A 24699-nucleotide genomic window follows, 5' to 3' on the forward strand; every position below is an offset into this window, starting at 1 on the left:
ATCAATGAGTCACGCTTAGCATTACTCAGCTACAAACGGTTTAGGTGAACGAGGTTGTGTTCCGCTGTGGCTAATATGGCACTCCTTACGGACTCGTCCATTTTGTCCCAAGTCTGGTATAGCATGCCGATCCTAGGATTTTGTGACAATCGCGCGCGGTGTTTGTCCATAAAGCGCCAATAAAAGCTATTGAACGGGCAGGCAAGTGCGCCGCTGCGCTCTTTTATCTTGTAATGACACCCGCTGCAGTAGTCACTCATTTTATTAATGTAAGAGCCGCTGGCGGCGTAGGGTTTAGTGCCGACAATGCCGCCGTCGGCAAACAAGGCCATGCCGCGGGTGTTGGGCATTTCAACCCATTCGATGGCGTCAACATACACGCCTAAATACCACTCATCGACTTGATTTGGCTCGATTTCGGTTAATAAACAGAAATTGCCGATCACCATTAAGCGCTGAATATGATGGGCGTAGGCAAAATCTAATGATTGAGATAAGGCTTGTCGCATGCAGTTCATTTTAGTGTTGCCATGCCAAAAATAATCGGGCAGCGTCCCATGGGCATCGAGCGCATTAGTGCTGGCGTACTGCGGCATATTCGCCCAGTAAATGCCGCGAACATATTCTCGCCAACCTAATATTTGCCGCACAAATCCTTCGACTTGAGCGATATCAATCTCAGCATTCGTTTGATAACTGTCGATGGCCGCATTGATGACTTCTAACGGGCTGATTAATTTACTGTTAAGGCTGAATGATAGCCGACTATGGTACAAGCTCCACTTGGCAGGATGTTGCGCTGTCATGGCATCTTGAAAACGGCCAAAGGAAGGCAAGCAAACCTGACAAAAATACGCTAATAATTCGAGGCTTTGCGCACGGTTTATCGGCCACAGCAATGGTGCATCAATGCGACCCATGGTCGGAATTTGATGACGCTCAAGCCGAGCGAGAATTTCAGTTACATCGAAGCTAAACATCAATGGCGCTGGCAAGACTTTTATATCCTGAGTTTTAAGCTTCTGACGGTTGTTGGCATCAAAGTTCCATTGCCCACCGAGTGGCTTTTCGTCTTGCATCAAGATGTTGTAACGCTTACGCATGCGGCGATAAAAGTGCTCCATCATAATGTGTTTGCCGACGGGGAACTGCGCATCGATTTCGTCAAAGGGCAAGATAAAGTGCTCAGTATCGACACAGTTCACCACGGCTGTGTTGAGTTTAAGCTGACTTAATTGCTCAAGTAGGCGGTATTCATCAGGCCTTTGGTATTCAAACTTGATCGCGCCAACCTGTGTCACTTGATGTTGAATTAGAGTCAGTAGATCGCTATAGCCTTGGGTGCCATCATGAGTGTCATCTAGATTCAAATAAAGCACTTGATGCCCTTGCGCACGCAGCTCTTTGGCAAATTGCGCCATTGCCGCAAAGAAGGCACATATTTTTTGCACATGGTGGGTTACATAAGTGTTTTCTTGGTGCAATTCTGCAATCACATACAGCACTTGATCATCAACACGGTTAAACCAAGAATGCTGGGCATTGAGTTGATCGCCTAAAATTAACCTGACTGTATGGAATTGCTGTAATTGCATTAAGTGGACTCGTTGAATGACTTTCGCGGTTAAGCATTTCGCGATGGGATATTGCCGGACATTACGAATTGGGTTGCAGTGAGGATCACAAAGCAGGGTATTTGTCGTGATTTCGACAAGGAGGTTTATCTAAACTTGGTTTGATAGTTTTTAAAGCGAAGTCAAAGTCGGGGGCTTCACCCCTTGATTCTCAATCAAGAGCCCTTGCCGAACAACGTCCATGTCTAACTGCCAGTTCGTCATCCTTGGCTCTCGTTTGTACCGCTGTTTCGCAGCACTCACCCTAGCGAAGTTACATGCATTAACTCTTTATTTATAAGCAGGGCTTCGTGCTTATTCAAAATCGCTAACGCTTACGGTGGTACATCCCTATTAATTAAATAAAGAATCCGAAAGCTAACTCGGCATCCATGCCTCGCTCATGCGATTTTCTTCAACGCCCTTCAGCAACTTCGCAGGTGAACTTCTGAAGTTTTAGTGTTGTTTGTTAGTATTTAAAAAGAGTACTAACACTCCATTTTTAAAATTTAACAATGGGAGTCTAAATAACACGAGCTAATTCATATAATAAGGCTGGTGGAGCACGTTTTATATTACAAAAATGAGATTGGTATCCTTAGATATAAAAACATCGGCCTAGACCGATGTTTTGGGGTTGTATGATGCAATAAAATTCACATAAACAGTGAGATAGCTAACCACTAATCCCAATATACTGTATAGACATGATAGCCAGCATACGGCTTAGGGGATAGTTGATGTTCGCCATAGGGCCAGCCTGTCTCCATTCCATCTGCCGCGATTCCTTCAATCCATTCTTCCACTTCCGCCAGAAGCGCACAGGTAAGAATATGAATGTTCTCAGCTGCAGGCCATAGCTCATCATCCTCAAGTGCTTCGGACCATTCATCGTGCATCCCAACATAAACACCTTGCACATCTGACCTATGTTCGATTTCTTTAAAGCAACGATAGATTTCTTTGATGGACGGTCGACCATAACCCCAATTATTGGGTGCGATAGACTCTTCATCTTCGTTTTCTAAAAAGTACTCATTTAATGTCACTACCGGACAGTGCTCTGGATCGGCGGTCGATAAGGCGCTTAATTTATTGAGTAATTCCGTTCTCGTTGTCACTGACAATACTCCATTTCTAAGATTTGTTTCCAGCGAAGGTTTAACTGTTTTATCACATATGCAGGGCTAATAATAAATCTGGCCATCCATTTTAGAGCAACAATATAATGCACTTTCAGGTTGCCTACAAAGAAGCTGTTTTCAAGACACCCAGCTTAAATGGCGTGGTAGTTAACCTCCGACTATAAGCATTAAACAAGGAGGTTTATATGCCGCGTCCTCTCAGAACTCAGATAAGCCTTGAAGACACTCCCTGTTACCATTGCTATAGCTGCGTTGTGCGGCGTGCTTTTTTATGTGGCGATGATGCCTATTCTGGGAAAAATTATGGCCATCGCTGTAGTTGGGTTGAGTCACTACTGTTTGAACTTGAAGCCGTTTTTGCTATCGATGTTGCAGCCTTTGCGGTGATGTCGAATCATCTACATGTGGTGCTGCGGGTCGATATCGACAGTGCCAATCGTTGGACTGACTGAGAAGTGCTGGAGCAGTGGCATAAGTTGTTTAAAGGCGATGAATTAACACAAAAATCCGTTTAAGGAGAGTTAGTTGAGGCGCATGAGGTCAACCGATTAAAGCATTCAATTGCAATTTACCGCAGCCGATTATGCGATATTTCATGCCTAAGTTTTCAAAAGAGTGCGATGTTTGAATGAGCTAATAGCAAGACAAGCAAATCAAGAAAATCAAGAAAATAACTGTACAGGCCGCTTTTAGGAGGGATGGTTTAAATCACAGGCCTTACTTGATGAAGTTGCTGATTTAAAATGGTAGGCCTGATAATTTTCATTTCATTATCCTTGACCATGTGCTCGCGGTGTTCGCACTTCCTTATGCTGCAAATGGCGCCATCGAGCGCTTAGGGATAACTCATTTTTACATCAAAGTCGGCGAGTCACTGGCGTAATAGTCTTAATCGTTGAGTACATTGATCAAAAAGTTATTATTTTATAGTATGTTACTCAATTTTAATGCGTCACTTAACGCAGCAGGAGCTTAGTTCGTATGCGGGAATATGATGGGATTGAAAAGCGTTACCAAAGGCCAGATGCCGATTTAGCTAAAAGTTTGATGATTATCGAAAATTTATTGGGTTTTACGCCGCTAGAGGATAGGTTGGAATTTGATTTGTCTTTTTGGGCTGGCGGTTCAGGTGTATTCGATAAGTTGGCGGTTTCATGTTCTGTGACTCCAGAGCAAATGGTACTCGCTCAAGATAAGTTGAGACTCTATTCCCCAGAGGCAGCGATAGTACTGGATGAATGGCGTGATGATTTTATTTGGCTAGTGGAGGATGAAGACGTTTGTGCCGATGTGCTGGTTAGGTCGGCGCATTTTATTAATAAGAATAAAGCGCCATTTCAAGATGTTTGTCTTAAAACGCAGTCCATTTATTTCGCTTATATGAGCGATGTGAATGGCTGGAGTGCGGTATGGGGTCAGCAAGATAGGCTCAATTATGCTTATTTCTGCCAAGGATAGCTTTTATCTGTAAGTGATTACCGACAATCGCCAGTTAAGTCTTATTTACCAGTCCGTAATCAAGGGCGTAGCTTTCAAGCTTGGCATCGAGATCATCTAGATCTTTATAAAACTCGTCATCGAGCTTATCGAGTACGCTGTACAGGTCTTGGTTATCGGTTGCGGCTAAACGACGATCTCTGTCGATTGGTACTGGCTTTTCGCCAAACACGGCCTGTTTTGCTTGGTGCAGTAAGTTTAACGAGTGGCTTGCTCCCATTTGGATAAGTCCACGTTCAGCAAAGGCGTAATGCTCACCTGAAGAGTTGTCGAAATACTGAATAAATCCACCATTATAGACTTCGCCAGATAAGCAGTTCACCGCATAGTAGTTTTGTTCCTCTGGTCTAAGCGTATAAAAACCTTGATCTTTGTTATGTACCCTTACAACAAGAACTCGCCAAAAGGCTCGAAAGGGACAGGTTTTATCGAGTTCACGCTCTTGTTGGTAGTATTCCTTCGCACGCTCGAGGTTTGCACGTATGCCATTTTTGCAGGGCATGCATAAACCCTCATTTTTCTCGGCGGTACTCGGAAGGATTAAGGTGTTACATTCTTGGCAGGGGATTTTTTCCGACATGGTCTTTCCTTTGATACTCAAGTCAGTAAGAGAACTCACAGCTTCACAAGCTACCCATTGTTAAATTCTCTGTTTCTAGAGTTTACATTCCACAATTTTACCTAACGTACTAGTTGTACTTTATATTCATCGCAATCAGCGGTTCGCGTGAGGCTTTTTCTGCGCGTAGGCGGGCGAGGTATTTTTCCCATAGATCCACTTGGTGGGTGGCGAGATCGTAGAGGACTTTCCACGAGAATAGGCCTGTGTCGTGGCCGTCATCGAAGACGATTTTCACTGCGTAATTACCGACGGGTTCTATGGCGCTGATGTTGACGTTTTTCTTGTGGGTGACCAGCTTTGGATTACCGTGACCATGCACTTCGGCCGAGGGCGAGTAGACTCTGAGCATCTCGCAGCTGAGCTGATATTGCTCACCATTGTCGAAACTGATTTCTAGAATGCGTGATTTACGTTTCAGTTTAAGATCGGTGACATTGGGCGTTGCTGTGGTCATAGGTTGGCTACCAAGAAAATGCTAAGGATAGGATAACGACTCATTAAAATAACACCTGACTAATGTAACCACTCGCGGCCAAGGATACAAAGGGTAAGCGAGAGCCTTGGTCAGGCTTTTTCGTTTGAGTCACACTTTTGCATTTGAGTCGTCGTTTACCGCCAAGTTGTTTGGGCTTGGCGGTGAACAGTTTAGTACTAGAGGATAAAGCGGCTGAGATCTTCGTCTTGGACTAAGTTGTCTAAGTGGGCACTGACATAGTCGGCGTCGATAACAAAGGCGGAGCCCGATTTTTCCGATGCCTCGTAGGAGATATCTTCCATCAGCCTTTCCATCACAGTGTGTAAACGACGGGCGCCGATGTTTTCGGTGCGCTCGTTCACTTGCCATGCGGCTTTCGCAATGCTGTCGATACCCGATTCGCTGAATTCAACTTTCACGCCTTCTGTGCCCATCAGCGCGATATATTGCTCGGTGAGCGAGGCGTGTGGCTCGGTTAGAATGCGTTTAAAATCATTGGCTGATAGCGCATCTAGCTCGACACGGATCGGTAAACGACCCTGTAATTCAGGAATTAAATCCGACGGTTTAGACATCTGGAATGCGCCAGAGGCGATAAATAGTATGTGGTCGGTTTTTACCATGCCGTGTTTTGTGGTGACTGTGCAGCCTTCGATCAGCGGCAGTAAGTCACGTTGTACGCCTTCACGGGAAACGTCTGGGCCGGAGGTTTCACCACGCTTACAGATTTTGTCGATTTCGTCGAGGAACACTATGCCGTGTTGCTCAACCATTTCAATGGCTTGTTCTTTTAAATCTTCTTGATTGACCAGTTTGGCTGCTTCTTCTTCGATCAATAGCTTAAAGGCTTCTTTGATCTTCATCTTGCGACGTTTTGCTGGTGCTTGGCCCATGTTTTTAAACAGACTTTGCAGCTGGTTGGTCATTTCTTCCATGCCTGGAGGCGACATTATTTCGACACCAATTTGCGGTTGGGCCACATCGATATCGATTTCTTTATCGTCTAATTGGCCTTCGCGTAGCTTTTTGCGGAAGACTTGACGGGTATTTGAGTTGGAATCGGTTTCAGTGCTTTCCCAGTCGTTTTTCGGCTTAGGCAACAGGGCATCGAGAATGCGCTCTTCGGCATTTTCTTCAGCGCGTTGGCGACATTTGCCCATTTGCTGTTCACGGGTCAGCTTGATGGCGATATCGGTCAAGTCGCGGATGATTTGCTCGACTTCCTTACCGACATAACCCACTTCTGTGTATTTAGTCGCTTCGACCTTGATAAAAGGCGCGTTCGCCAGCTTGGCTAAACGGCGGGCAATTTCAGTTTTACCAACGCCTGTTGGGCCAATCATCAGAATATTTTTTGGGGTGACTTCTTGACGGAAATCCGCGTCAAGTTGCATCCGGCGCCAGCGGTTGCGCAGGGCGACAGCAACAGAACGTTTGGCCTTTTGTTGGCCAATAATGTGTGCATCCAGCTCGTGGACAATCTCACGGGGGGTCATTTCAGACATAATATTCCTCACGGGCTGTTTAGTAATTGAGTTCTTCAATCGTTTTGAATTGATTGGTGAATACGCAGATATCCGCAGCAATAGTCAGGGATTTTTCGGCGATTTCTAAGGCTGACAGCTCAGTATTTTGCAATAGTGCAAGGGCCGCCGCTTGGGCATAGTTGCCGCCTGAACCAATGGCGACTAAGTCGTGTTCTGGCTGAACGACATCACCATTACCTGTGATGATAAGCGAGGTTTCCGCATCGGCCACGACTAATAGGGCTTCGAGTTTACGCAGCATACGGTCGGTACGCCAATCTTTGGCGAGCTCAACGGCCGAGCGCAATAAATGGCCTTGGTGCATTTCAAGTTTGGCCTCAAAACGCTCGAATAGGGTGAAAGCATCGGCGGTGCCGCCTGCAAAACCTGCCAGTACCTTGTTGTGATATAAGCGACGCACTTTTTTGGCGTTACCTTTCATAACGGTATTGCCTAGGGAGACTTGGCCATCGCCGGCGATGACAACTTGATTATTACGGCGTACTGATACGATAGTGGTCACAATGAATCCTCTTCTGGCCCGCAGCAAAAGTTGCGGTGGATGATGGGATATATATGGGGATGGATGACAATAATTCAAGTAATCGCGGCAAATGCCAAAGGAGTTTGCGATCTTTCGCGCTCCTTTAGCAATAAAAATAAGCGCTTACTGGGAAAGGGTGGATCGACCTACAATAGTGCGGCCATCGAAGGGATAGTATTTAAGATCCCAGTTTTCACTGCCGAAGCTGCGATCGTCCGAGACATAGTTGAAAATGCAGTAAGCATTGGGATCTTTTATGTCGACGGCACCATACCAGTAAACAATGTCGACATTGGGAACTGTGCGCCAAGAGTATTGATCGGCAATGACAAATTCATTATTAGCCAAAAGACCTTGCCATAACTGACCACAATAATCGCCCTGCAATTTAGCACCGGCATCAGCGGTTGCAGTCTCTATTCCCAGTGGAAATCCTGTGGTGGTCGAGTCGAGTTTTCCGTCACCATAACAGGCGAGATCTTGGGTATAACCAGAGTGACCGCCCGCAAGCCAGCAACTGTGATAAAGCTTAACACCAGAGGCAAAGGCCGCAAATGCGGTTTTGGCTCTGGCATCGTGGGCATCTTGGCCTAGGTTTAAAAACCGTGGTGCTGCGACGACGGCCAAGATCCCAAGGATGATAATGACCACAACCAGCTCAATTAATGTAAAGCCCTTCGATGACTGCAAACGACTCATATTGCTCACCTATCTGTTAGAGGACAATATTCTAACGGAACTTTGATTTGCAATCAGTAAGTCATTGATAATATCTAGTTGTTTAACATTGTTGTTACATGGCTCTACAGTAAGATGGCAAGCCGAAAAATGGCAGGGTTCACCTTCGGCATATATGTCATCGCCTATCTCAACGACTTATAGAGTGCTTTTGTCTATGACGCGGTAGCGGGTTTGTACATAGCCATTGTCGTATTGCTGTGTGTGGATGGGCATTAATTGAATCGCTTGAGCTAAGTCGCCAAAGAGTGGAATACCTTTACCCAGTAAAGTGGGGATGCGAGTGAGCGTGAGTTCCTGAATTAGCCCTGCCGCTAAAAAGCCTTGGATTGTTTGGCCGCCATCGATATAGAGATGCTTAAAGCCACGGGTTTTGAGTTGCTCGCTAATGCTTGCTGCATCGCCATTTAGCACTTGCACGTGCTCACTTAACGCCGACGGTACTGTTACACCGCTGCGACTTAATACAAACACTGGGATATTTACATAGGGCCAATCACAATCGAAGGAGAGGACTTTTTCAAAGCTTTTTCGTCCCATTACAATCGCATCGATAGTGTCGATAAAGGCATGATAACCAAAGTCTTCATCGGGATTAGTACCGGGGTGCTGATTTAAAAAGTCGATATCCCCATCGGGCGTTGCGATATAACCGTCGAGGGTCGCGGCAATAAAAACGGAGGCTTTCATTCATCTTCCTTAATGCTATTTTCGAGCGTGTTTCTCTAATGATTCTTTCAGTGCTTGTTGTTGAGCGAGGCAGTCTTGTTTTGCTTTGCCCGACATATCGTTACACGTTTGACCTTTATCTGGGCCTTCCAATATAACCGCCGCAACATAAACTGCGGCGTCGGCTGCATTGCATTCTTGTTTGCTGTAGGGGGAATTTGTATCACATTTTGAATTAAGTGGCCCAACGCAGCCACTCATACTGGCCAAGACTAAGGTGCTAAAGCTGAGTAATATTAAAGGTTTGAACATTCGCTCTTCCATGATTCTTATTATTTGAGACGGTTGGAAAGTATATAACTGCTTTGCAGACGGAACTAGAATTGGATCGTTCCATTTCCACTTTAGTTGTTATCTTGGAGGAAGGCATTCGCAGATGGAAGCAAAAAAATCCCCGAGGGTATAGTTACCCTCGGGTGGAGGTTCAAAAAGCAGTGGATTTCTTGAGCGCCCGCGGGGCACAAAGGAAGGAACCTATGGTGTGATTGTGCGGGCTGATACGATATTTAACAAAGCCAAATGCACAAACTGCGACAGCTTGTCGCAGGTAGGATTAATTTTTTATGCAGCAAGCCCACCTTACAGGGTAAATCTATATTGCAAAGTGAAGCTTCACACCTGTGATATTGCTTCACTTCGCTATATGTTCTCTTCTTGCTACAGCGCGATGCTGTTTATACGTTTAGATATTTGTTTTTAAAAGGCAAATTGCGGCTGGCACACTGTCTATTCCGCATTCCTCTAATGTTTTGCTCATGCTTTGTACAAATTCAATTTTATGCTGCCTAACGACTTGATAAAGCTGAAAGCACATCACAATATCACTTTCAGATAGTCCTTTATTTTTAAAGGCTATTGCAGATAAATAGCTGCGGATCATAAAACAATCGAGTACGAGTAAACGGAATGCTTCCCAAGATAATTGCTGTGAGTCTAGTAAGGGGAAATGGTAGTGGTAAATTGAATATAAAATGTATCGTTCAAAAAGTTCCGTATAGTTAACCAATGCGGGTACTGCATGCTCAGTCCATGCTTGATTCAACGCATCAATTTGATAACTATTTTCTTCATTACACAGTGCAGCAACAGCCTGATTTAACGACGTAAATCTTGCGCGTACACCTCTAGAATGAGTTTTACACAACTCATTATGAACAGTAATAAAGGCATGCGTCTGCGGCAGTGGGGAATAAGGTAAGTTCTTATATTGCTCTGCCAATGCGCCTGACTGTGCATACAATTTTAGTTGTTGTAAGCGCTTATCTAGTTCTTCTATTGGTAAGGTATTTTGACGGACTTGGTCACTAACCTTGATTAATAGCCCTATGGCCAGCAGTGCTTGTTGCCAACCACCTCCCAAATTCAATAATAGGTCGAGACTGTATTCATGGGTTTTTTCTAGCCACGTAGGACTTGGCGTTGAAGGCTGTTTTATGCCACTTATATTGGAATCAAATTGGAAAGCATTAGGATTAAATAACACTGAGCGAGCGACTTCTGGGCAAGATAGATAGAGGCTTTCGTATTTATTACCGCCAATGACCTTGTGGATCCTTGGATAAGTTTTACATGTATGACTTAAGGCCTGTTCACCCGCTTTTGCATGGATGTCACAAAGCTTATGTTCGTTAACAAATGGGCATGAACCTTGCGCATCAAGTCTAATGTCGGCCCAATCGCTTGTACTTTTCTTTGTTTCAATAAATGCAGTCTTTGCCGTTGTAGCGAGCAGTGGGTGTTTAATCGTGTTTTTATAGCTCTTTTTATCAAATGATATTCGCCAATCGTAACAGCAACTGTCTTCACATTCTGGTCCAACACATTGGAATTGAGTGACATAACCGGGTTTTATTATGAGGTTGTCCATCGGTAATTTCGTTAAATTTACAGTAATTTAGGACAAAGGTAACAAATCAAACTCCCTTATTCCAGTTTTGTTAAATGCCGATTAGATCTAAGCCAATTTAGGTACAATTAATATTTTACTCTCATCAACTAGTGCGATAGAAGTTCTTTGATTAAAACTTATACGCTCATTGGAATGCCATTTATTTCGCACTGCATATTGGTTCATTATTTATAAAACAGAATTCAGATTGCCTAAGTGCTGCACTAGCTCTGCCATATTGTTCACTTCGAGCTTTTTCATGATTTTTGCGCGGTGTACTTCAATCGTGCGCAGGGATAAAAACATCGCCTCCGATATTTGCTTGTTAGTCATGCCTTGGATCACATGGGCTAACACTTGCTGTTCGCGCTCAGTCAGTTGGTCAAACTTATGCTGCAGACTTTGCTGTTCGAAGGCCGCTTGGCTTTCACGCTGCGCCTTTTCAATCGCTTGTACTAATGCCTTGCCGGACACTGGTTTTTGAAAAAAATCGCAGGCCCCCTTACGAAAGGCGCTTAACGCCATAGGTAAATCGCCGTGGCCAGTGAGAAAGATGACGCCAAGCGGACTGTGGGTTTCGAGCGTTTTTGCTGCACTTCTTGGCCGGTGATTTCCGGCATTCGGCTATCTAAAATCACGCAGCCCGCCTGTAATAATGCACAGTGCTCAAGGAAGTCGCGGCCGCTGTTGAAGGTTTGTATTTGGTAGCCAAATTGTCCGAGCATAAAACCCAGCGAATCCAGAATCGCTTCATCGTCATCGACTAAATACAGCGGCAGTTTTGTAGACATGGATTTCCTTGTGGGCATGTGTGGATCGCTATATCAGCTTAAGCCGCGTCTGTGTCTAGCTCAATTTTAAGCCTAGGTCTTGGGAGGTGCATCACTAAATTAGCCGATTATCTTAGGGGAGAAACCAGAGTTTGGCGGCATTTCACAGCTTGATTTTTATCTGCGAGCTAAAGTCGTTTAATGACAATGGCATATAAGAGTGGGTAATAGAGGCGATGACGATTGACTCTTGGTGTAAAGCGATATTGATGGGATTCTTGCTGAGTATCATTGGGCTTAATCCGTCCTATGCCAACGAAGCGACAGAAGTTAACCATTTTAGAGTCGGAGTGCTGGCAAACCATGGCGTGTTACAGGCCAAGCAGCGTTGGCAACCTATGATGGATTACCTCAGTGAGCAAGTGCCTAATAGTCATTTTGAAGTTGTGCCTGTGGATTTTAATGGCATGCGTAGTCAGTTACTTGAGCATGATTTGCAGTTTATCGTCACTAACCCTGGGCAATATCTGCATTTAAGTAACAACTTCCCGCTGTCTTGGCTTGCGACAATGAAGAGTCGGAAGCATCAAGGCAGTACTTTTACCATAGGTGCGACCATTATTGTCCGCGCCGACAGCCCTATCCGTACCTTGCAGGATTTACGCGGGCGCAATGTGGTCGCCAGTGATCCGCAGGCCTTGGGGGGGTATCAAGCGGCAATGGGGTTACTGCATAAAATGGGTTTTTTACCCGAACAGTTTTTTGGGCAAGTGCGCTTCCTCGGGTTCCCGTTAGAACCGCTTATCTATCAAGTCAGAGATGGCAGTGCCGACGCCGCAATAGCGCCTTTTTGTACCTTAGAGGAAATGATCGCAACGGGTCTTGTTAATCAGGGTGATTATCGTGTTATCCATCCTGCCACGCCTGCAGGATATGATTGCGAGGTGAGCACTCAGTTATACCCAAACTGGTCATTCGCTGCGGCGGATACGGTTTCTCCTAAGTTGACGATGGCGATTACCCGTGCCTTATTCGATTTACCCGCCGATCATATTGCAGCAATTACCGCCGATACCTTGGGCTGGACTGCACCCGTGAGTCAGTTGAAAGTGATTGAGTTATTTAAGGAGTTGCAACTGCAAGGTGCATCGCCGCCACTCTATCAAACCGTATATAAATGGATGGCAAAAAATAAAGAGTGGGGCGGCGCACTGTTGTTAATTTTTATTATTTCCACCATTTATCACCTGTGGCTTGAATATAAATTTCGCCAGAAAAGTGAGTTTTTAGTCAGCACTGAGCGCCAATTAAAGGACAAGGCATTGCAGCTTGAGCGGCTGCAAAGTGCGGCAATTCTGGGGGAAATTGGCGCGGGTCTTGCGCACGAACTCAATCAACCCATAGCGGCGATTACCCAATACAGCGAAGGCGCCATGCTGCAATTGGAAAGGCTTGGGCAAGATAATCCGGAACTCTATGATGTACTCGGTAAAATTAATGCGCAGTCGATTCGCGCTGGAGCGGTTGTGCATCGTATTCGCGGTTTACTCAAGCGGCGTCAGGCCAAGGCCGAACCTTTAGATATAGTGCCAGTGGTGAAAGAAGCTTTAGCTCTGTTGCGGCGCGAGCTAGACCGCGCCAATGTGCAAGTGAATGTGCGAGTGCAGGGTGAGCCCTTTGAACTGATGGGCGATAGCGTTGGTTTAAGCCAAATGTGGGTCAATTTAGTAAAAAATAGCTTAGATGCGTTAGAAACCTGCGGCGATAATCGTGTGCGTCAATTATGGATCGATATCTATTATCATCCAAATGAAATCAAAGTGTTAGTTATTGATAATGGCGAAGGGCTACAGGGGCAGGCGAGTGAGTTGATGGCATCTTTTGCCTCAACCAAAGATGCGGGATTAGGGCTTGGCTTAGCCATCTGTAAGGATGTGGTCACCCGCCATCACGGCAGCATTCAAATCGAAAACTGTCAGCAATCCACGCAAGCTTTACTGCCTTGGCAACAGGGCTGTGTGGTGACAGTCGTGCTTCCCAAGGGATAGGGTTATACACTTATGAGTAACCCTTAATGTGCGCATTAGCGGAGCATCCGACAGCTTTTATTGGTTAGCGGTTAATATTAATAAAAGCATCATTTTCATAATAATATTTTGCTGCACTAATTAATTCATTTAGCCTAGCTTCAGAATTTTGTTGCAGCAAATTACTCTTAATACTTTGCAAATCTGACACACTTAAGAAGCTTTTATAGCCAATAGATGTTGGGTAAATTGGTTCATCATCACTACCACGATCTTCTTCTGTGTCATCGTCAAGTACAAGACATAATATCGAGTCATTAATTTCTTTATTAGAAGGTATATATACATCCCACTTCCAATCTAAAGATTCAATTTTATCCAACATGTTCTTGAGAGTTAATTCTAAACGCATTACGCACCTTTTGTGATACAGCTAGTCATTCCCGCGCCTTATTTGCGGTTAGTTTTGGGATGGAAAAGCCTTCGCTTGATCTCTGATCCACTTCATTCATAACTGTAGATATTTACCAAAATATTCATCGACAGTTTTATGGCAGTATTTATCTTCACCTCGCCAATATTCAGCGAACACCCAGTCATTTTTGCCTTTAGAAGGGCGATCGTAGCTCCTTGGTCGTAACACTCCAATACTGGCTAAAATTTCTATTAATACCTGCCTTTCTGCTTTACTGGACTTTACGACCTTAGCCAATCTTTTTTCAAGGGCACTGGGATAATCAGTAGGTTCCGAGCTTTCGATAGTGCTTAATATTTCTTTGAAACAATTTAAGTCTTCATCAGTTGGGTCAGGGATATCCGTATTTATAAATTGGTTTAAGTCAAAATATGTATATAAAATATCGCCATGACGGACACCACCCCATTTGATACGCTCGAAATTCAATACGTTTATATCTGTGTTGTTATAGTTGTGACTGCCCCTTATCCCGTATTTGCTGTCTCGGCATACACCGCAGGTGTAGGAGTGTGAAGTTGGTTTTCCGTCGGAATATGAAGTGCCGGATATAACGGGTGTATATTTATGCTCTGGGATATTTTTGGCAATTGAATAGGATGATAAAGAAGATCTTAAGTCTAAGCGGCGAGTTGTCAGGCTACTTAAAAAACCTTTAGCAATTTGTGCTCTGGATATTGTTTTTACTACTTTTGCAATGGTATCTATGCAGTCATCATGAGAAATCGAAATCGGATCAAACATCAATCCTTGTGACTTTGCGTACTCAAAATCTCCATCAGATAAAAGTCTATCTTTTGAGTCTATCCATCCATTTTTCCAGTAGGTGGAGAATAATATTTTCTTCGCTTTCTTATCCATATTCGAATTAATGCTTTCACTTAACGTCTGAGTATTAATGTGTAGCGTTGTTTGCGCGACATAAATCAGTTGTTCGACTTGGCTGCTACGACGATGTTAATTGGTGTGAATGATGCTATAGGAATTTGTTTTGACAGGGTAGTGGTTTTTATACAACTTTGGTGGTAATTGCTTGATATCGTTTTAGCTTTATCATTACGTTTGCATTATTAGTGACGTTGATTTCGAGTATTCTGGCCTTACATTTTGGTTGACACAGGTACTACATCATCTCAACGACATTAAACCTATAAGGCATATTTACTTTTAGTTTTCTATCATCTAGCAACGACTTGATGGTGGTTATTTTCTTCATATGACCACTTGTTTATCGTGGTTTTCTATTCGGATACTTTGGACGTTTGCAATTTAGGGCTGTGGATAGTTTTGGGAGAACTGGCTGAGCTTTTCTACTAAAAACTCTATGGTGCGACGGATCTTATGGCTGGGATAATCGGTTTGTAGGTATACCAATTGCAGTGGGATCGGTGGGGCTATTTTATCGGCTAGCACTAAGTGGAGTCTGCCTTCGGTCACATCTTGCGCCACATCGAGCCAACTCTTATAGGCAATTCCACGACCTGAGAGTGCCCAGTCGCGGATCACTGCGCCATCGTTACAGAAACGTTGGCCCCTGACTTCGATTTCAACGGGGGCGCCGTTATGACTTAACTTCCATTTCTGCCACGGCTCACCGCCGCGATTTAAGATCAGTACTGCGTGTTGGCTCAGTTCATTTAGCGTGCTTGGTGTGCCGTGTTGTGCCAGATAAGCGGGTGAGGCGACCAGTACCCTTGGCGTCATGGCGAGCTGACGCCTTTTAAGGTTTGAGTCGTCAAGCTGGCCATAGCGCAAAGCCAAATGGATATTTTGGTCGATTAAGTCTGTCATATGATCGCCAAAATACAGCTGCACTGTCAGTTCTGGGGCGCTGTCCATCAATTCATCGAGCCAAGCACGGATCTGGCTGCGACCAATATCCGAAGGTAACGCGAGGCGTACTTCGCCCTTAAGCTCACCCCTGTGTTCGGCTAAATTGGCGCTGGCGGTTTCGAGAATCGCCAGTGCGGGTTTCGCCGAATCGAGAAAAATCCGCCCTTCTTCTGTGAGCTGTAAGCGCCGCGTCGAGCGAGCAAATAGCTGACATCCTAGCTTTTTCTCTAATCTTTGCAGCGCGGCACTTGCCGCTGCCGGCGTCATGCCTATTTCTTTACTGGCTGCCGAGAGACTCTCTAAGGCTGCGATACGCAGCGCTAATTGCAGATCGTTTAAATGATACATATCAAATTATTTTTGAAAATGATTTTAATAATAGCCTGATTATCAATATAGATTAACTAATGCACAATTGCACCACTGATGTTTCATCTTAATTTCTGGTTCGGAGTGTGTATGAGTCTATTCATGTCTTACAAATTAGCGTCACTGGCATTAAATAATCGCATCGTGATGGCCCCTATGACTCGGGCGCGTACTAGGCAGCCAGGTAATATTCCTAATGATCTGATGGCGCAATATTATGCCCAGCGCGCCTCGGCGGGGTTAATCATCACAGAAGCGACACAAATCTCCGATGACAGTCAAGGCTATTCATTTACGCCGGGCGTGTATACCGCTGAGCAAATTGAGGGCTGGAAAAAAGTCACAGCGGCAGTGCATCAGGCTGGTGGTAAAATCTTCAATCAAATTTGGCATGTTGGCCGTGTATCGCACCCGATTTTTCAGCAGGGTAATGCCCCGATTGCGCCATCAGCTATTGCGCCCGTTGGCACTAAAGTATGGATTGTGGATGAAGCGCATCCTGAAGGGCAAATGGTGGATTGCCCAGAACCTAGGGCTATGGTGCAAGCCGATATCGACCGCGTTGTGGCCGATTTTGCACAGGCGGGAGTGAATGCGGTTGCGGCAGGTTTTGATGGCATCGAAATTCACGGCGGCAATGGTTATCTGATTGACCAGTTTTTACGCACCAATTCAAACCACAGAACTGATGCCTACGGCGGTTCTCAGGAAAATCGCATTCGTTTTTTACTCGAAATTGTCCAAGCCGTGAGTGCGAAAATTGGTGCCGATAAAGTCGGGGTTCGCCTCGCCCCTTACGTGACGTTTAAAGATATGGCGTGTCCTGAAATTGTAGACACTATTCTGTTAGCGGCTAAGCATTTATCGGCATTGGGCGTGGCATATTTACATCTTTCAGAGGCGGATTGGGATGATGCGCCGCAGGTGCCAGAGTCCTTTAGAGTCGAGCTGCGCAAAGTCTTTAAGGGCAGCATTATTGTTGCGGGTCGCTATGATGTGGCGCGTGCCAATGAAGTGATTGATAACGGTTATGCTGACTTAGTTGCCTTCGGTCGACCTTTTATTGCGAATCCTGATTTGCCTTACCGTTTAATGCATCAATTGCCTTTATCTGCATTCGACAAAGGGCCCTTGTTTGGCGGTAGTGCGGCGGGTTATACCGATTATCCTACACACAACGAAGCATTGAGAGCCGTCATCCGATCCGCTGACGATGAGGTGGCATAATGGATCGGGTTAACACTTTGTATGTTCAACGCTTACCCGCTTGGCTCAGCTTAAGTCTATGGTTTTCAGGCTTTATAGGTATCGCTATTGTGGGTTTTAGCTTAGCAAGTCTGAGCATGGATGCGTTAGCCGCTCAAGGGGCAACAACACAGGATAGTGCTAAAGTGCGAGCGGCGTTAGTGCCAAAAGTAGCGGCAATGGAAACGATTTCTGATCAATCACCGCAGGCACAAGCTATCGCCCGCGCCGCTTTGTTATATGCCAGTTTTTGGCACACGGGCGATGCAAGTTTTGCCCACGGCGCATTGGCGACTGGTTTTATCGACCGTACTCTGCCCGCTGGCCGCGCACAGGGAATCACGGGGCCACTCGAAGCCTCAAAGGCATTTAGGGCAGCGGTCCCCGATCTCTCTGTTTCAGTTGAGCATTTGCTAATAGTTGGCGATCGTGCAGTGGTACGTCTGCGTTTTAATGGCCGCTTTACTGGTGTCTTTGGTGAGCAAAAAGGCCAAGGGCAGAAAATCGATTTTCGTGCTGTTGACATGTATCGAGTACGGGATGGTTTCATCACAGATAACTGGCACCTCGAAGATTATCAAACGCTATTTTCTCAATTAGCTGCAGGGACTCAATCATGAATCAACGTCGACGATTTTTAATGGCAGGTGGCGCCATCGCTGCTGGGTTCGGCCTAAGCCAAACGGCGCTTGCTATTGGTTTACCATCATTAGATACCTTAGAAAATGACTCCAAAAGTTCAGGTGGCAGTGGGATGAACAAAATATTTTGGCCAAGTGGTGAGCAGTTAGTGATTTCAATCTCAATGCAGTTTGAAGCAGGTGCTCAAGATAAAAATGCCGAAGGGCCGTTTCCGCCGATGGAAAAGGGCTACCCAGATACCATCACCCCGACTTGGTACGATTACGGTATGAACGAAGGCATTCCAAGGCTGCTGCGCTTGTGGCGTAAGCACAATATCAAGGTGACTTCTCACATGGTTGGGCGCGCCGCCGAGCTACATCCTCAACTTGCCAAACAAGTTGCAGATGAGGGGCATGAGATTTCGGGTCACGGACAAACGTGGACGCCACAATACAGCATGTCGCCAGCAGAGGAACGCGCCTCCTATGTGGCGAGTATTGAGACGCTGCAAAGGATCACAGGTCAGCGCCCCTTAGGTTTTAATGCCTTTTGGATGCGCCACAGCACTCAAACCCTCAATATTTTGCAGGACTTAGGTTTTATTTATCACATTGATGACCTATCGCGGGACGAACCTTCAATTATCCCAGTAGGAAATAAGCCTTTTGCGGTTGTGCCTTACACTTTACGTAACAATGATATCGGACGTTTTGGTGGCAACACTGCTATGACGGCCACGGCCTTTTTGCAGGAACTAAAGGATGAGTTCGATATGCTCTATCAAGAAGGTTCGACGCAGCGACGGATGATGTCGATCAGTGTGCACGACCGTATAGGTGGTGCTCCTGGACTTGTGACCGCTTTAGATAAGTTTATTCAGTACGCTAAAGGTCACACTAACGTAGGCTTTATGCGTAAAGATGCCATTGCTAAATGGGCGCTGGCGCAAAAGGACACACCGACCAATCCTGCAAGAACATTTTAGCCTGCTGTAGCTTTGTTAGAAGAGGTTTGAATGGTTAACAAAAAGCGCGTTGTATAACGCGCTTTTTGTTTTTGGGAACCCTTATTACTGCGAGTCGGAAGCGATTAACGCATGGCCAACATGGCCCAAGTTCGGCGACCTTGCTCCAGAATTATCCCCACGGCAAGTCCCGCAGCGGCGTTGATAGCGAGGCAAGTCACCGCGGTTGATAAAATCACAAAGATACAGAAGGGCTTACCATCGATTAAGCGTTTCGACCACGCCAGTTGCAGCCCCGCAGTGGTCAGTAAACTGCCGAGGATTGCCATAGGAATAAGGCTTAATAGCCAAGCGATATTGCTACCCCAGCACAGGGCTATCATTAAGCACGTACTGCCAAAAATTAACGGCGCCAGATAAGTGCGAGCACCAAAATGGTATTGCACCGCAAGTCCGCCCGCACCGTGGCACATGGCCGAGGCACCAAAGGGCGCGAGCAATAAGTTGGCAAGACCTGAGCTAATGGCGAAGTTTTTGGGCGTGAGTTTGGCGGCATCTTCAGGGAATTTCTCCTGTGCCATTACAGATGTAGCAATCACTGCATTGGTTAAGGTTAATGCCAGTTGTGGCAAAACCAACAAAAGGGCGGCAGAGGTCCATTCAACTGATGTCGGCCACGCTAATTGAAATGGCGCTGTCATTGCTTGAATATCAAAGTTAGTGGCTAAATTAGTTTGTGTACTTGCTTGCCAAATCATCCCCGCTGCTATGACTAAGGGCATGGCAAGGTAGCGCAGCGGCAAAAATTTACTGATAAATAACAGTACAAATGCCCCCACGCCAACCAGCCAAAATTCACTCATCATCTTAGTGCCCATCCACATCAGTTGCAGACCTATGGCGAGTTGAATGCCAACACTCACAGCTTGGGATAACTGTTTGGCTAACCAAGTGATGGCGCCGCTAAAGGCGAGAATTAACAGGATAATGCCCATTAACATGGCGCTTGCCTGCAACATGCCTGGGGTTAAGCCCTGAGCAATCACCAGTGCAGCGATGACTTTCATCGGCTGTACCGGAATTGGACGACGGTAAAACAGCGCGCTGAGAATAGCGAATAGACCAAACCCCAAAAATATCCCTTGGGGCGAAAATTGATTGAGGGCAATTAGCCCTAGCACTAAAGGTAAAAAAGTGCCTAAGTCGGCAAAAGCGCCACTGGTTTCACCGAGTAAACGGTTGAATGAAGGATTGGATACTGTTTGGGAAATTTTGCCCGAGGTCATACTGATTGCCGTAATTGAACACGCTATGACTACGCAAAATAAATGCCATAAAAATCAGATGATTTGGGGGGTAAACAGAGTCAAACTACCGTATTGAGTCACTCAATGAGACAAACTGGGGCAAGGCCGAAGAATGGCTGAGTCTAATTGTCTTTTTGGGTGAGAGTAACAAGATAATAAAAAAAGAGATCTTAGTAAAAACTAAGATCTCAAAGGGTATTACCGGGAACTCGATTTGGTTCATCAGTTGTGTTCACTTCGATGCCTTACTAAAAGTAAGATATCTGTGATGCTCAAATCAGTGAACGATTCAATCAAGGCTGTTTGTGTTTTGGCCCTTGTTTATTTTTCATCGGGTCACCTTGATAACCTAGGGCTTGCCAATCGAGTCTTGTGCCTTTGTTATGGCAGTCGTTACAATTTAATGCTTGCTCCTTTGGTGACACCATATGGTTTATCCGCCACCACATTTCAGTGGCTGCAAAGTCATATTCACCACTATATTTGATACCTTTCTCAAGCATAGTCGTGTTCGCTTCCATTCCTAGTTTTGCCGCTAAGTTCCAATCAAACTCGCTCCAGAATCCCCCATTGCCATAGGTTTTCGGTGTGATAAAAATATTGAGTTTTTTATCGTAAATCTGTTTACCCGTGTGCACCTTGAAAGGATAGATTTTTGCTTTGGCATCATTTATATCCCCAATGGGATAGGTCAATTTAGTGACTGTACTCGGATCCATTTTATCTCCTGCCATATAAGCATTGGCTGTGCCGTTGTACCAAGCGTATTGGGGTTTGACCATTTTTTCCCAAACAAAATCTCCTTTTTTCTTTTGGTAGGTATGCTTACCGTATTGGTCGAGTGCTTCTTTTTTATCATCTCCAGCCGTTGACCAGTCCCAGCGCATTTTTGTCGGTTCGTTTTTAGCAAAATACGGAATATGACAGGTTTGACAGGCAACTGCCGCTGTATGAGTATTGAGTTTTTTGTTCGCGTGCGGCGCTGATTCGTGGCAGTTTTCACAGCCAATATGGTCTACACCACCGGGTGAAACCCCCATAGCATTACCTGAGATCATGTGTTTCTCAGTGGTGTGGCAGTTCTGACATTGAAAGTCATTACCGTCGCTATCCATATGCACATCCGTCGCTTTGTCTGGATAAGACATGGATGAGTCTAAGTCCCCATGTTTTACCGCGTCACCACCGCCACCATAGAAGTGGCAACTACCGCAGTTATCCCGTACAGGTTCGCCAACGTTTTGAGCTATTTTAGTCAGATCGAGTTTTGCCATAGGTTCACCTGCGCCAGCGGGATCTTTAACATAAGTTCCTGTGGTGTCGTGACAAACTAGGCAGTCGACTTTGGTTTTATCTTTAAAGTCAAAGTTACTGTCTTTCCAACCATAACCCGCGTGACAACTGGTACAGCGGGGTTCATTGCTGGAAATGGCAACGCAGAAGTTATTAATGCTGTTTTTCTTACCTCTTACGACTGTCCTATCGGGAAGTTTTTGTTCTAACTCCCAAGTCCAATGGGAGGTTTTCATCACGTCAGTCGCTTGATTTTCATGGCAGACTAAACATTGTGTGGTCACCTGTGAGCCTGTGGTAAACGGGCCTTTAAGTGCCTCTTTATGGGGATTAGCGGCGTAGGCATTTAATGTCATGCCCGCTAAGGCAATGAGGATGAGCTTATTCATTTTGTACTCCCGCCCTCGATGTAACCGAGGGCTGATAGTTGTTATCAATGACGGATTAGAAGTTGATGGTGAGTGAGGCGTTGACATCAAACGCGGTATCAACCACTGGCAACATGGAATAAGCAGAGCCAGCTAGCACATCGTCGATTTTTTGTGGAGCACCCACAGGTGTACCGCTGCCTGTGTACTCGTAGTCGTAATAGAGGCCAGCAAGTTTGATAAACATTTTGGGGTTAATATCAAAGATGTAATAGGCTTCTGCTACATGTCCTCGGGTAGCTAACTTACTACCAATAGGGTCATCCTGTGCCTGGGTAAAAGGCGTCCAATATTCGGAGCCATAGTTATATTCCAGACCCAATTTGCCGTAGGGAGCAGGAATTTGTACGCCGACATAAATACCATAACCGTCTTTGGTTTCGGTATCGTCACTGGTTTTAGGCACCATAATAATCTCAGTGCCGGTGCTGTTTAGCTCGGCTTCAAATATGGCATCGGATAACATGCCGCCAAACATGCCAGCATTGCCATTAGGCTCGGCGCGTGTCCAGCCTAGTGAGGCAAACCATTTGATATCGTTAGCTTCTTCACGCGCAAAGCCAATACCGCCGAGGTACATATCACCAATTACGCCGCTAGGTTGCACTCGGGTGACAAAGTTAAAGTTGTCGAACTTTTGCATATCTTGGTACATGGTGGGGGCAAAAATCCCTGCCAGTTGGGTAGGGAAGGCCATGGTGCCTTTAAAGCCGTCGTTCACGTCTTTGGCACCAAACAGGGTAAATTGCAGGAAGTTAGTGCCATCGTTGATCGCATCGATATTAAAGCCGCCGAGGTGAGTATCCTTGGTGACAATATCACCAAACATTTCGCCATTTCCCCATTGTGATTCAAAGCCTTGGCCGTAACAGAAACGGACGACTTGGCCTTCGATACCTGTGATTTCACCTAGGTTGTAGCCTAAGGTGGCGCCATCGAAGTTGAAGTTGACTAAATGTCCTGAAGGTGTGCCGCCACGCATTTCATTCTCGCGGTAGTGACTGGGTGGACCGTAGGTGGAAGGGCGACGACCTATGGAGAGATAAAACTCTGATCCATTAATGTTTTTCCAATCGAAATAGGCGCGTTCAACCCGCAGCCAGTCACCACTGGTATTGCCGCTACTGGTACCATCCATAGTGAAAGACCGCCAAGAATCAAATACTTGAACTCCGGTAGAATCACCCCAGTTTTTATACATACTGAGGCGGCCAGCAAAACTGACGTTATCCCATACCTTAGCTTTCAGATTTAACCGCAGGCGAGTGGTGTAAAAAATATCGTTATCTATGTTCTGTACACTTTTGGGCGCGAGCACATAGGGCATAACACCTTGTAACATGCCATTTTGGAAGGCTGCAGCAAGGTCTGGATTAGCTTGCATCATTTTCCCTAGTGGGGAGTTGAGATCGTTGGGCATACCGAAAGCGCCGGACATGGCTTTGGCACCAAAGTCGTTAAAATTGACTTTGATGGCCGGATTCCAGACAACATCGCGGTAATGTAGTGAATGAGCTTTAGTGCGGAAATCACCTGTAATTTCAAGGCGGTCTAACGATGTGTGCCGCTCGGTTTTGTCGACGCGATTATTGAGATCATCCAATTGCTCGGTAATATCGGCAAGTTTCTGTTTTAACTCGGTAATTTTTTGATTTTCCTGTTGCACATCATTAGGTGTAGCAAAAGATTGGCCTGACATAAACAAGGCATTGGCAACGAGGATTGAGATAAGAGTACGCATAAGGTTTCTCCCAGAGTTGTTCTGTTGGCATGATTGCGCTAAGTGCATTTCGCCAAATTTACCCAATAGGAGTCCCTGAGGTGTGTTCCCCATTTTTCTCGAATTGGGTTTTAACTTTTAATTCAATGTGTTAGTGAGCAGTTGCAGGGGAGCTCTCTACCATTGTCTTAGGCCATAACGTTGGCAGAGATCAACCGCAGGTTTGGGGTTGGTCCGAGTCGGCGGCGTGGTCATACAAAAATTGCTGTATATCCTTGAGGTCTTGCTCCGAGAGGCCATTGAATACCTCTGGTTTGAATTTGTGCTTATCTTTATCAAAGAAGCGATCCCACTGGCTCATCGTTTTGGCCATTGGCGTGAGTTCACCACCTTCACCGCCTTGGCTATGGCAGGCTTTGCATTCTTTTTTGTACAAATGTTTACCTTTCTTTGGATTACCTCCCTCTGCGGCATACGCATTAATACTTAAGCTGCCGATCACTGCCATGACAATTGCTATCTTAGTTGACGTTTTCATCATCTCATTCCTTACTTTTTGTGAACATTTACATTTATTTGTTGGTTAAGTGTTTTTATTGATTCCACTTTGTAAATTAATTTATCAAATCCTACGGTGTGTAAATTTGAGGTATATCACTTTCATTAAAAAAATCTAATTGATAAAAAGTTCATTGATAAAAATCTAATTGATGGTATTGAGGAAGGGTATGGTTATTTTTTTCTGATTTAAAAACAATGAACTAGCCAACGTGCTAAATTAGCTCTGATAACTTTGAGTTTCGAGTTTTGCGCCTAAAGCACAAAAAATGGACTGTGATTAAGCTAACACTTTGTAAAATATGCACT

General features: G+C 45.3%; 22 protein-coding genes and 2 pseudogenes. 6 read left to right on the forward strand and 18 right to left on the reverse strand.

Annotation, left to right across the window (positions count from 1 at the left end; genetic code table 11):
* Positions 1-29: 29 nt before the first annotated feature.
* The gene (locus L5M17_RS12980; RefSeq protein WP_263147973.1) at positions 30-1595 is read right to left on the reverse strand and encodes a cryptochrome/photolyase family protein; all 1566 of its coding nucleotides are present in this window, start codon (positions 1593-1595) and stop codon (positions 30-32) included.
* A gap of 701 nt (positions 1596-2296) precedes the next feature.
* A complete protein-coding gene (locus L5M17_RS12985; protein WP_263142588.1) occupies positions 2297-2734 on the reverse strand; it encodes a hypothetical protein in 438 nt (145 codons plus the stop codon).
* Between the two features lie 209 nt (positions 2735-2943).
* On the opposite strand from L5M17_RS12985, the pseudogene L5M17_RS12990 reads away from it, so the two are divergent.
* A pseudogene (locus L5M17_RS12990) lies at positions 2944-3448 on the forward strand (transposase); the annotation flags it as partial.
* 291 nt (positions 3449-3739) lie between these two features.
* Complete coding sequence (locus tag L5M17_RS12995; RefSeq protein ID WP_263147975.1) at positions 3740-4216, forward strand: hypothetical protein; 477 nt, start codon at positions 3740-3742, stop codon at positions 4214-4216.
* A 34-nt stretch (positions 4217-4250) separates the two neighbouring features.
* Here L5M17_RS12995 and L5M17_RS13000 read toward each other — a convergent pair whose 3' ends face one another.
* From L5M17_RS13000 to L5M17_RS13040, 9 genes and pseudogenes are all read right to left on the reverse strand, one after another.
* A complete protein-coding gene (locus L5M17_RS13000; RefSeq protein ID WP_263147976.1) occupies positions 4251-4835 on the reverse strand; it encodes a DMP19 family protein in 585 nt (194 codons plus the stop codon).
* A 109-nt stretch (positions 4836-4944) separates the two neighbouring features.
* The gene (locus tag L5M17_RS13005) at positions 4945-5331 is read right to left on the reverse strand and encodes a gamma-butyrobetaine hydroxylase-like domain-containing protein (protein ID WP_063883307.1); all 387 of its coding nucleotides are present in this window, start codon (positions 5329-5331) and stop codon (positions 4945-4947) included.
* A 197-nt stretch (positions 5332-5528) separates the two neighbouring features.
* Entirely contained in the window at positions 5529-6857 is a 1329-nt protein-coding gene (gene hslU / locus L5M17_RS13010) for an HslU--HslV peptidase ATPase subunit (RefSeq protein ID WP_105251238.1), read from the reverse strand.
* A 19-nt stretch (positions 6858-6876) separates the two neighbouring features.
* Entirely contained in the window at positions 6877-7401 is a 525-nt protein-coding gene (gene hslV, locus L5M17_RS13015; protein ID WP_006083300.1) for an ATP-dependent protease subunit HslV, read from the reverse strand.
* 144 nt (positions 7402-7545) lie between these two features.
* Positions 7546-8121 (reverse strand): type II secretion system protein, encoded by a 576-nt coding sequence (locus L5M17_RS13020; RefSeq protein ID WP_012088092.1) that lies wholly within the window; start codon positions 8119-8121, stop codon positions 7546-7548.
* 177 nt (positions 8122-8298) lie between these two features.
* The gene (locus L5M17_RS13025; RefSeq protein WP_263147980.1) at positions 8299-8850 is read right to left on the reverse strand and encodes a dihydrofolate reductase family protein; all 552 of its coding nucleotides are present in this window, start codon (positions 8848-8850) and stop codon (positions 8299-8301) included.
* 15 nt (positions 8851-8865) lie between these two features.
* Complete coding sequence (locus L5M17_RS13030) at positions 8866-9141, reverse strand: hypothetical protein (RefSeq protein WP_263147983.1); 276 nt, start codon at positions 9139-9141, stop codon at positions 8866-8868.
* 430 nt (positions 9142-9571) lie between these two features.
* Positions 9572-10756 carry a flagellin lysine-N-methylase gene (gene fliB, locus L5M17_RS13035; protein ID WP_263147984.1) on the reverse strand — a complete coding sequence of 395 codons (1185 nt, stop codon included), beginning with the start codon at positions 10754-10756 and terminating at the stop codon, positions 9572-9574.
* Positions 10757-10966: 210 nt separating this feature from the next.
* Positions 10967-11568, reverse strand: a pseudogene (locus tag L5M17_RS13040) (response regulator transcription factor).
* Between the two features lie 215 nt (positions 11569-11783).
* On the opposite strand from L5M17_RS13040, the gene L5M17_RS13045 reads away from it, so the two are divergent.
* Entirely contained in the window at positions 11784-13595 is a 1812-nt protein-coding gene (locus tag L5M17_RS13045) for a PhnD/SsuA/transferrin family substrate-binding protein (RefSeq protein WP_263147986.1), read from the forward strand.
* Between the two features lie 64 nt (positions 13596-13659).
* Here L5M17_RS13045 and L5M17_RS13050 read toward each other — a convergent pair whose 3' ends face one another.
* From L5M17_RS13050 to L5M17_RS13060, 3 genes are all read right to left on the reverse strand, one after another.
* Entirely contained in the window at positions 13660-13986 is a 327-nt protein-coding gene (locus tag L5M17_RS13050) for a hypothetical protein (RefSeq protein ID WP_263147989.1), read from the reverse strand.
* Between the two features lie 96 nt (positions 13987-14082).
* A complete protein-coding gene (locus L5M17_RS13055) occupies positions 14083-14910 on the reverse strand; it encodes a hypothetical protein (protein ID WP_263147992.1) in 828 nt (275 codons plus the stop codon).
* 408 nt (positions 14911-15318) lie between these two features.
* Positions 15319-16230: a LysR family transcriptional regulator gene (locus L5M17_RS13060; RefSeq protein WP_263147995.1), complete on the reverse strand. Its 912-nt coding sequence runs from the start codon at positions 16228-16230 to the stop codon at positions 15319-15321.
* A 111-nt stretch (positions 16231-16341) separates the two neighbouring features.
* On the opposite strand from L5M17_RS13060, the gene L5M17_RS13065 reads away from it, so the two are divergent.
* From L5M17_RS13065 to L5M17_RS13075, 3 genes are read left to right on the forward strand one after another with little or no spacing between them, the layout of a single operon-like run.
* Positions 16342-17478: an alkene reductase gene (locus L5M17_RS13065; RefSeq protein WP_263147997.1), complete on the forward strand. Its 1137-nt coding sequence runs from the start codon at positions 16342-16344 to the stop codon at positions 17476-17478.
* Complete coding sequence (locus tag L5M17_RS13070; protein WP_113940104.1) at positions 17478-18116, forward strand: ester cyclase; 639 nt, start codon at positions 17478-17480, stop codon at positions 18114-18116. Before L5M17_RS13065 ends, L5M17_RS13070 begins: the two co-directional genes overlap by 1 nt.
* Complete coding sequence (locus L5M17_RS13075) at positions 18113-19105, forward strand: polysaccharide deacetylase family protein (RefSeq protein WP_263148000.1); 993 nt, start codon at positions 18113-18115, stop codon at positions 19103-19105. Before L5M17_RS13070 ends, L5M17_RS13075 begins: the two co-directional genes overlap by 4 nt.
* 104 nt (positions 19106-19209) lie before the next feature.
* Here L5M17_RS13075 and L5M17_RS13080 read toward each other — a convergent pair whose 3' ends face one another.
* From L5M17_RS13080 to L5M17_RS13095, 4 genes are all read right to left on the reverse strand, one after another.
* The gene (locus tag L5M17_RS13080) at positions 19210-20370 is read right to left on the reverse strand and encodes a putative sulfate/molybdate transporter (protein ID WP_263148003.1); all 1161 of its coding nucleotides are present in this window, start codon (positions 20368-20370) and stop codon (positions 19210-19212) included.
* Positions 20371-20684: 314 nt separating this feature from the next.
* Positions 20685-22073: a tetrathionate reductase family octaheme c-type cytochrome gene (locus L5M17_RS13085; RefSeq protein WP_212600504.1), complete on the reverse strand. Its 1389-nt coding sequence runs from the start codon at positions 22071-22073 to the stop codon at positions 20685-20687.
* A gap of 55 nt (positions 22074-22128) precedes the next feature.
* Positions 22129-23853 carry a DUF3373 domain-containing protein gene (locus L5M17_RS13090; protein WP_263148006.1) on the reverse strand — a complete coding sequence of 575 codons (1725 nt, stop codon included), beginning with the start codon at positions 23851-23853 and terminating at the stop codon, positions 22129-22131.
* Positions 23854-24043: 190 nt separating this feature from the next.
* On the reverse strand, positions 24044-24373 hold the full coding sequence (locus L5M17_RS13095) for a c-type cytochrome (RefSeq protein ID WP_173247219.1): 330 nt from the start codon (positions 24371-24373) through the stop codon (positions 24044-24046).
* Between the last annotated feature and the right edge of the window lie 326 nt (positions 24374-24699).

The sequence above is a fragment of the Shewanella sp. SW24 genome (genome assembly GCF_025653395.1).
GTDB classification, from domain to species: Bacteria; Pseudomonadota; Gammaproteobacteria; order Enterobacterales; family Shewanellaceae; genus Shewanella; species Shewanella oncorhynchi.

Excerpts from the sequence above, each read along its gene's own strand:
- L5M17_RS12980 (WP_263147973.1), bottom strand. The coding sequence starts at position 1,595 with ATGCAATTACAGCAATTCCATACAGTCAGGTTAATTTTAGGCGATCAA.
- L5M17_RS12995 (WP_263147975.1), top strand. The coding sequence starts at position 3,740 with ATGCGGGAATATGATGGGATTGAAAAGCGTTACCAAAGGCCAGATGCC.
- L5M17_RS13000 (WP_263147976.1), bottom strand. The coding sequence starts at position 4,835 with ATGTCGGAAAAAATCCCCTGCCAAGAATGTAACACCTTAATCCTTCCG.
- L5M17_RS13005 (WP_063883307.1), bottom strand. The coding sequence starts at position 5,331 with ATGACCACAGCAACGCCCAATGTCACCGATCTTAAACTGAAACGTAAA.
- hslU (WP_105251238.1), bottom strand. The coding sequence starts at position 6,857 with ATGTCTGAAATGACCCCCCGTGAGATTGTCCACGAGCTGGATGCACAC.
- L5M17_RS13020 (WP_012088092.1), bottom strand. The coding sequence starts at position 8,121 with ATGAGTCGTTTGCAGTCATCGAAGGGCTTTACATTAATTGAGCTGGTT.
- L5M17_RS13025 (WP_263147980.1), bottom strand. The coding sequence starts at position 8,850 with ATGAAAGCCTCCGTTTTTATTGCCGCGACCCTCGACGGTTATATCGCA.
- L5M17_RS13030 (WP_263147983.1), bottom strand. The coding sequence starts at position 9,141 with ATGTTCAAACCTTTAATATTACTCAGCTTTAGCACCTTAGTCTTGGCC.
- fliB (WP_263147984.1), bottom strand. The coding sequence starts at position 10,756 with ATGGACAACCTCATAATAAAACCCGGTTATGTCACTCAATTCCAATGT.
- L5M17_RS13045 (WP_263147986.1), top strand. The coding sequence starts at position 11,784 with ATGACGATTGACTCTTGGTGTAAAGCGATATTGATGGGATTCTTGCTG.
- L5M17_RS13050 (WP_263147989.1), bottom strand. The coding sequence starts at position 13,986 with ATGCGTTTAGAATTAACTCTCAAGAACATGTTGGATAAAATTGAATCT.
- L5M17_RS13055 (WP_263147992.1), bottom strand. The coding sequence starts at position 14,910 with ATGGATAAGAAAGCGAAGAAAATATTATTCTCCACCTACTGGAAAAAT.
- L5M17_RS13060 (WP_263147995.1), bottom strand. The coding sequence starts at position 16,230 with ATGTATCATTTAAACGATCTGCAATTAGCGCTGCGTATCGCAGCCTTA.
- L5M17_RS13065 (WP_263147997.1), top strand. The coding sequence starts at position 16,342 with ATGAGTCTATTCATGTCTTACAAATTAGCGTCACTGGCATTAAATAAT.
- L5M17_RS13070 (WP_113940104.1), top strand. The coding sequence starts at position 17,478 with ATGGATCGGGTTAACACTTTGTATGTTCAACGCTTACCCGCTTGGCTC.
- L5M17_RS13075 (WP_263148000.1), top strand. The coding sequence starts at position 18,113 with ATGAATCAACGTCGACGATTTTTAATGGCAGGTGGCGCCATCGCTGCT.
- L5M17_RS13080 (WP_263148003.1), bottom strand. The coding sequence starts at position 20,370 with ATGACCTCGGGCAAAATTTCCCAAACAGTATCCAATCCTTCATTCAAC.
- L5M17_RS13085 (WP_212600504.1), bottom strand. The coding sequence starts at position 22,073 with ATGAATAAGCTCATCCTCATTGCCTTAGCGGGCATGACATTAAATGCC.
- L5M17_RS13090 (WP_263148006.1), bottom strand. The coding sequence starts at position 23,853 with ATGCGTACTCTTATCTCAATCCTCGTTGCCAATGCCTTGTTTATGTCA.
- L5M17_RS13095 (WP_173247219.1), bottom strand. The coding sequence starts at position 24,373 with ATGATGAAAACGTCAACTAAGATAGCAATTGTCATGGCAGTGATCGGC.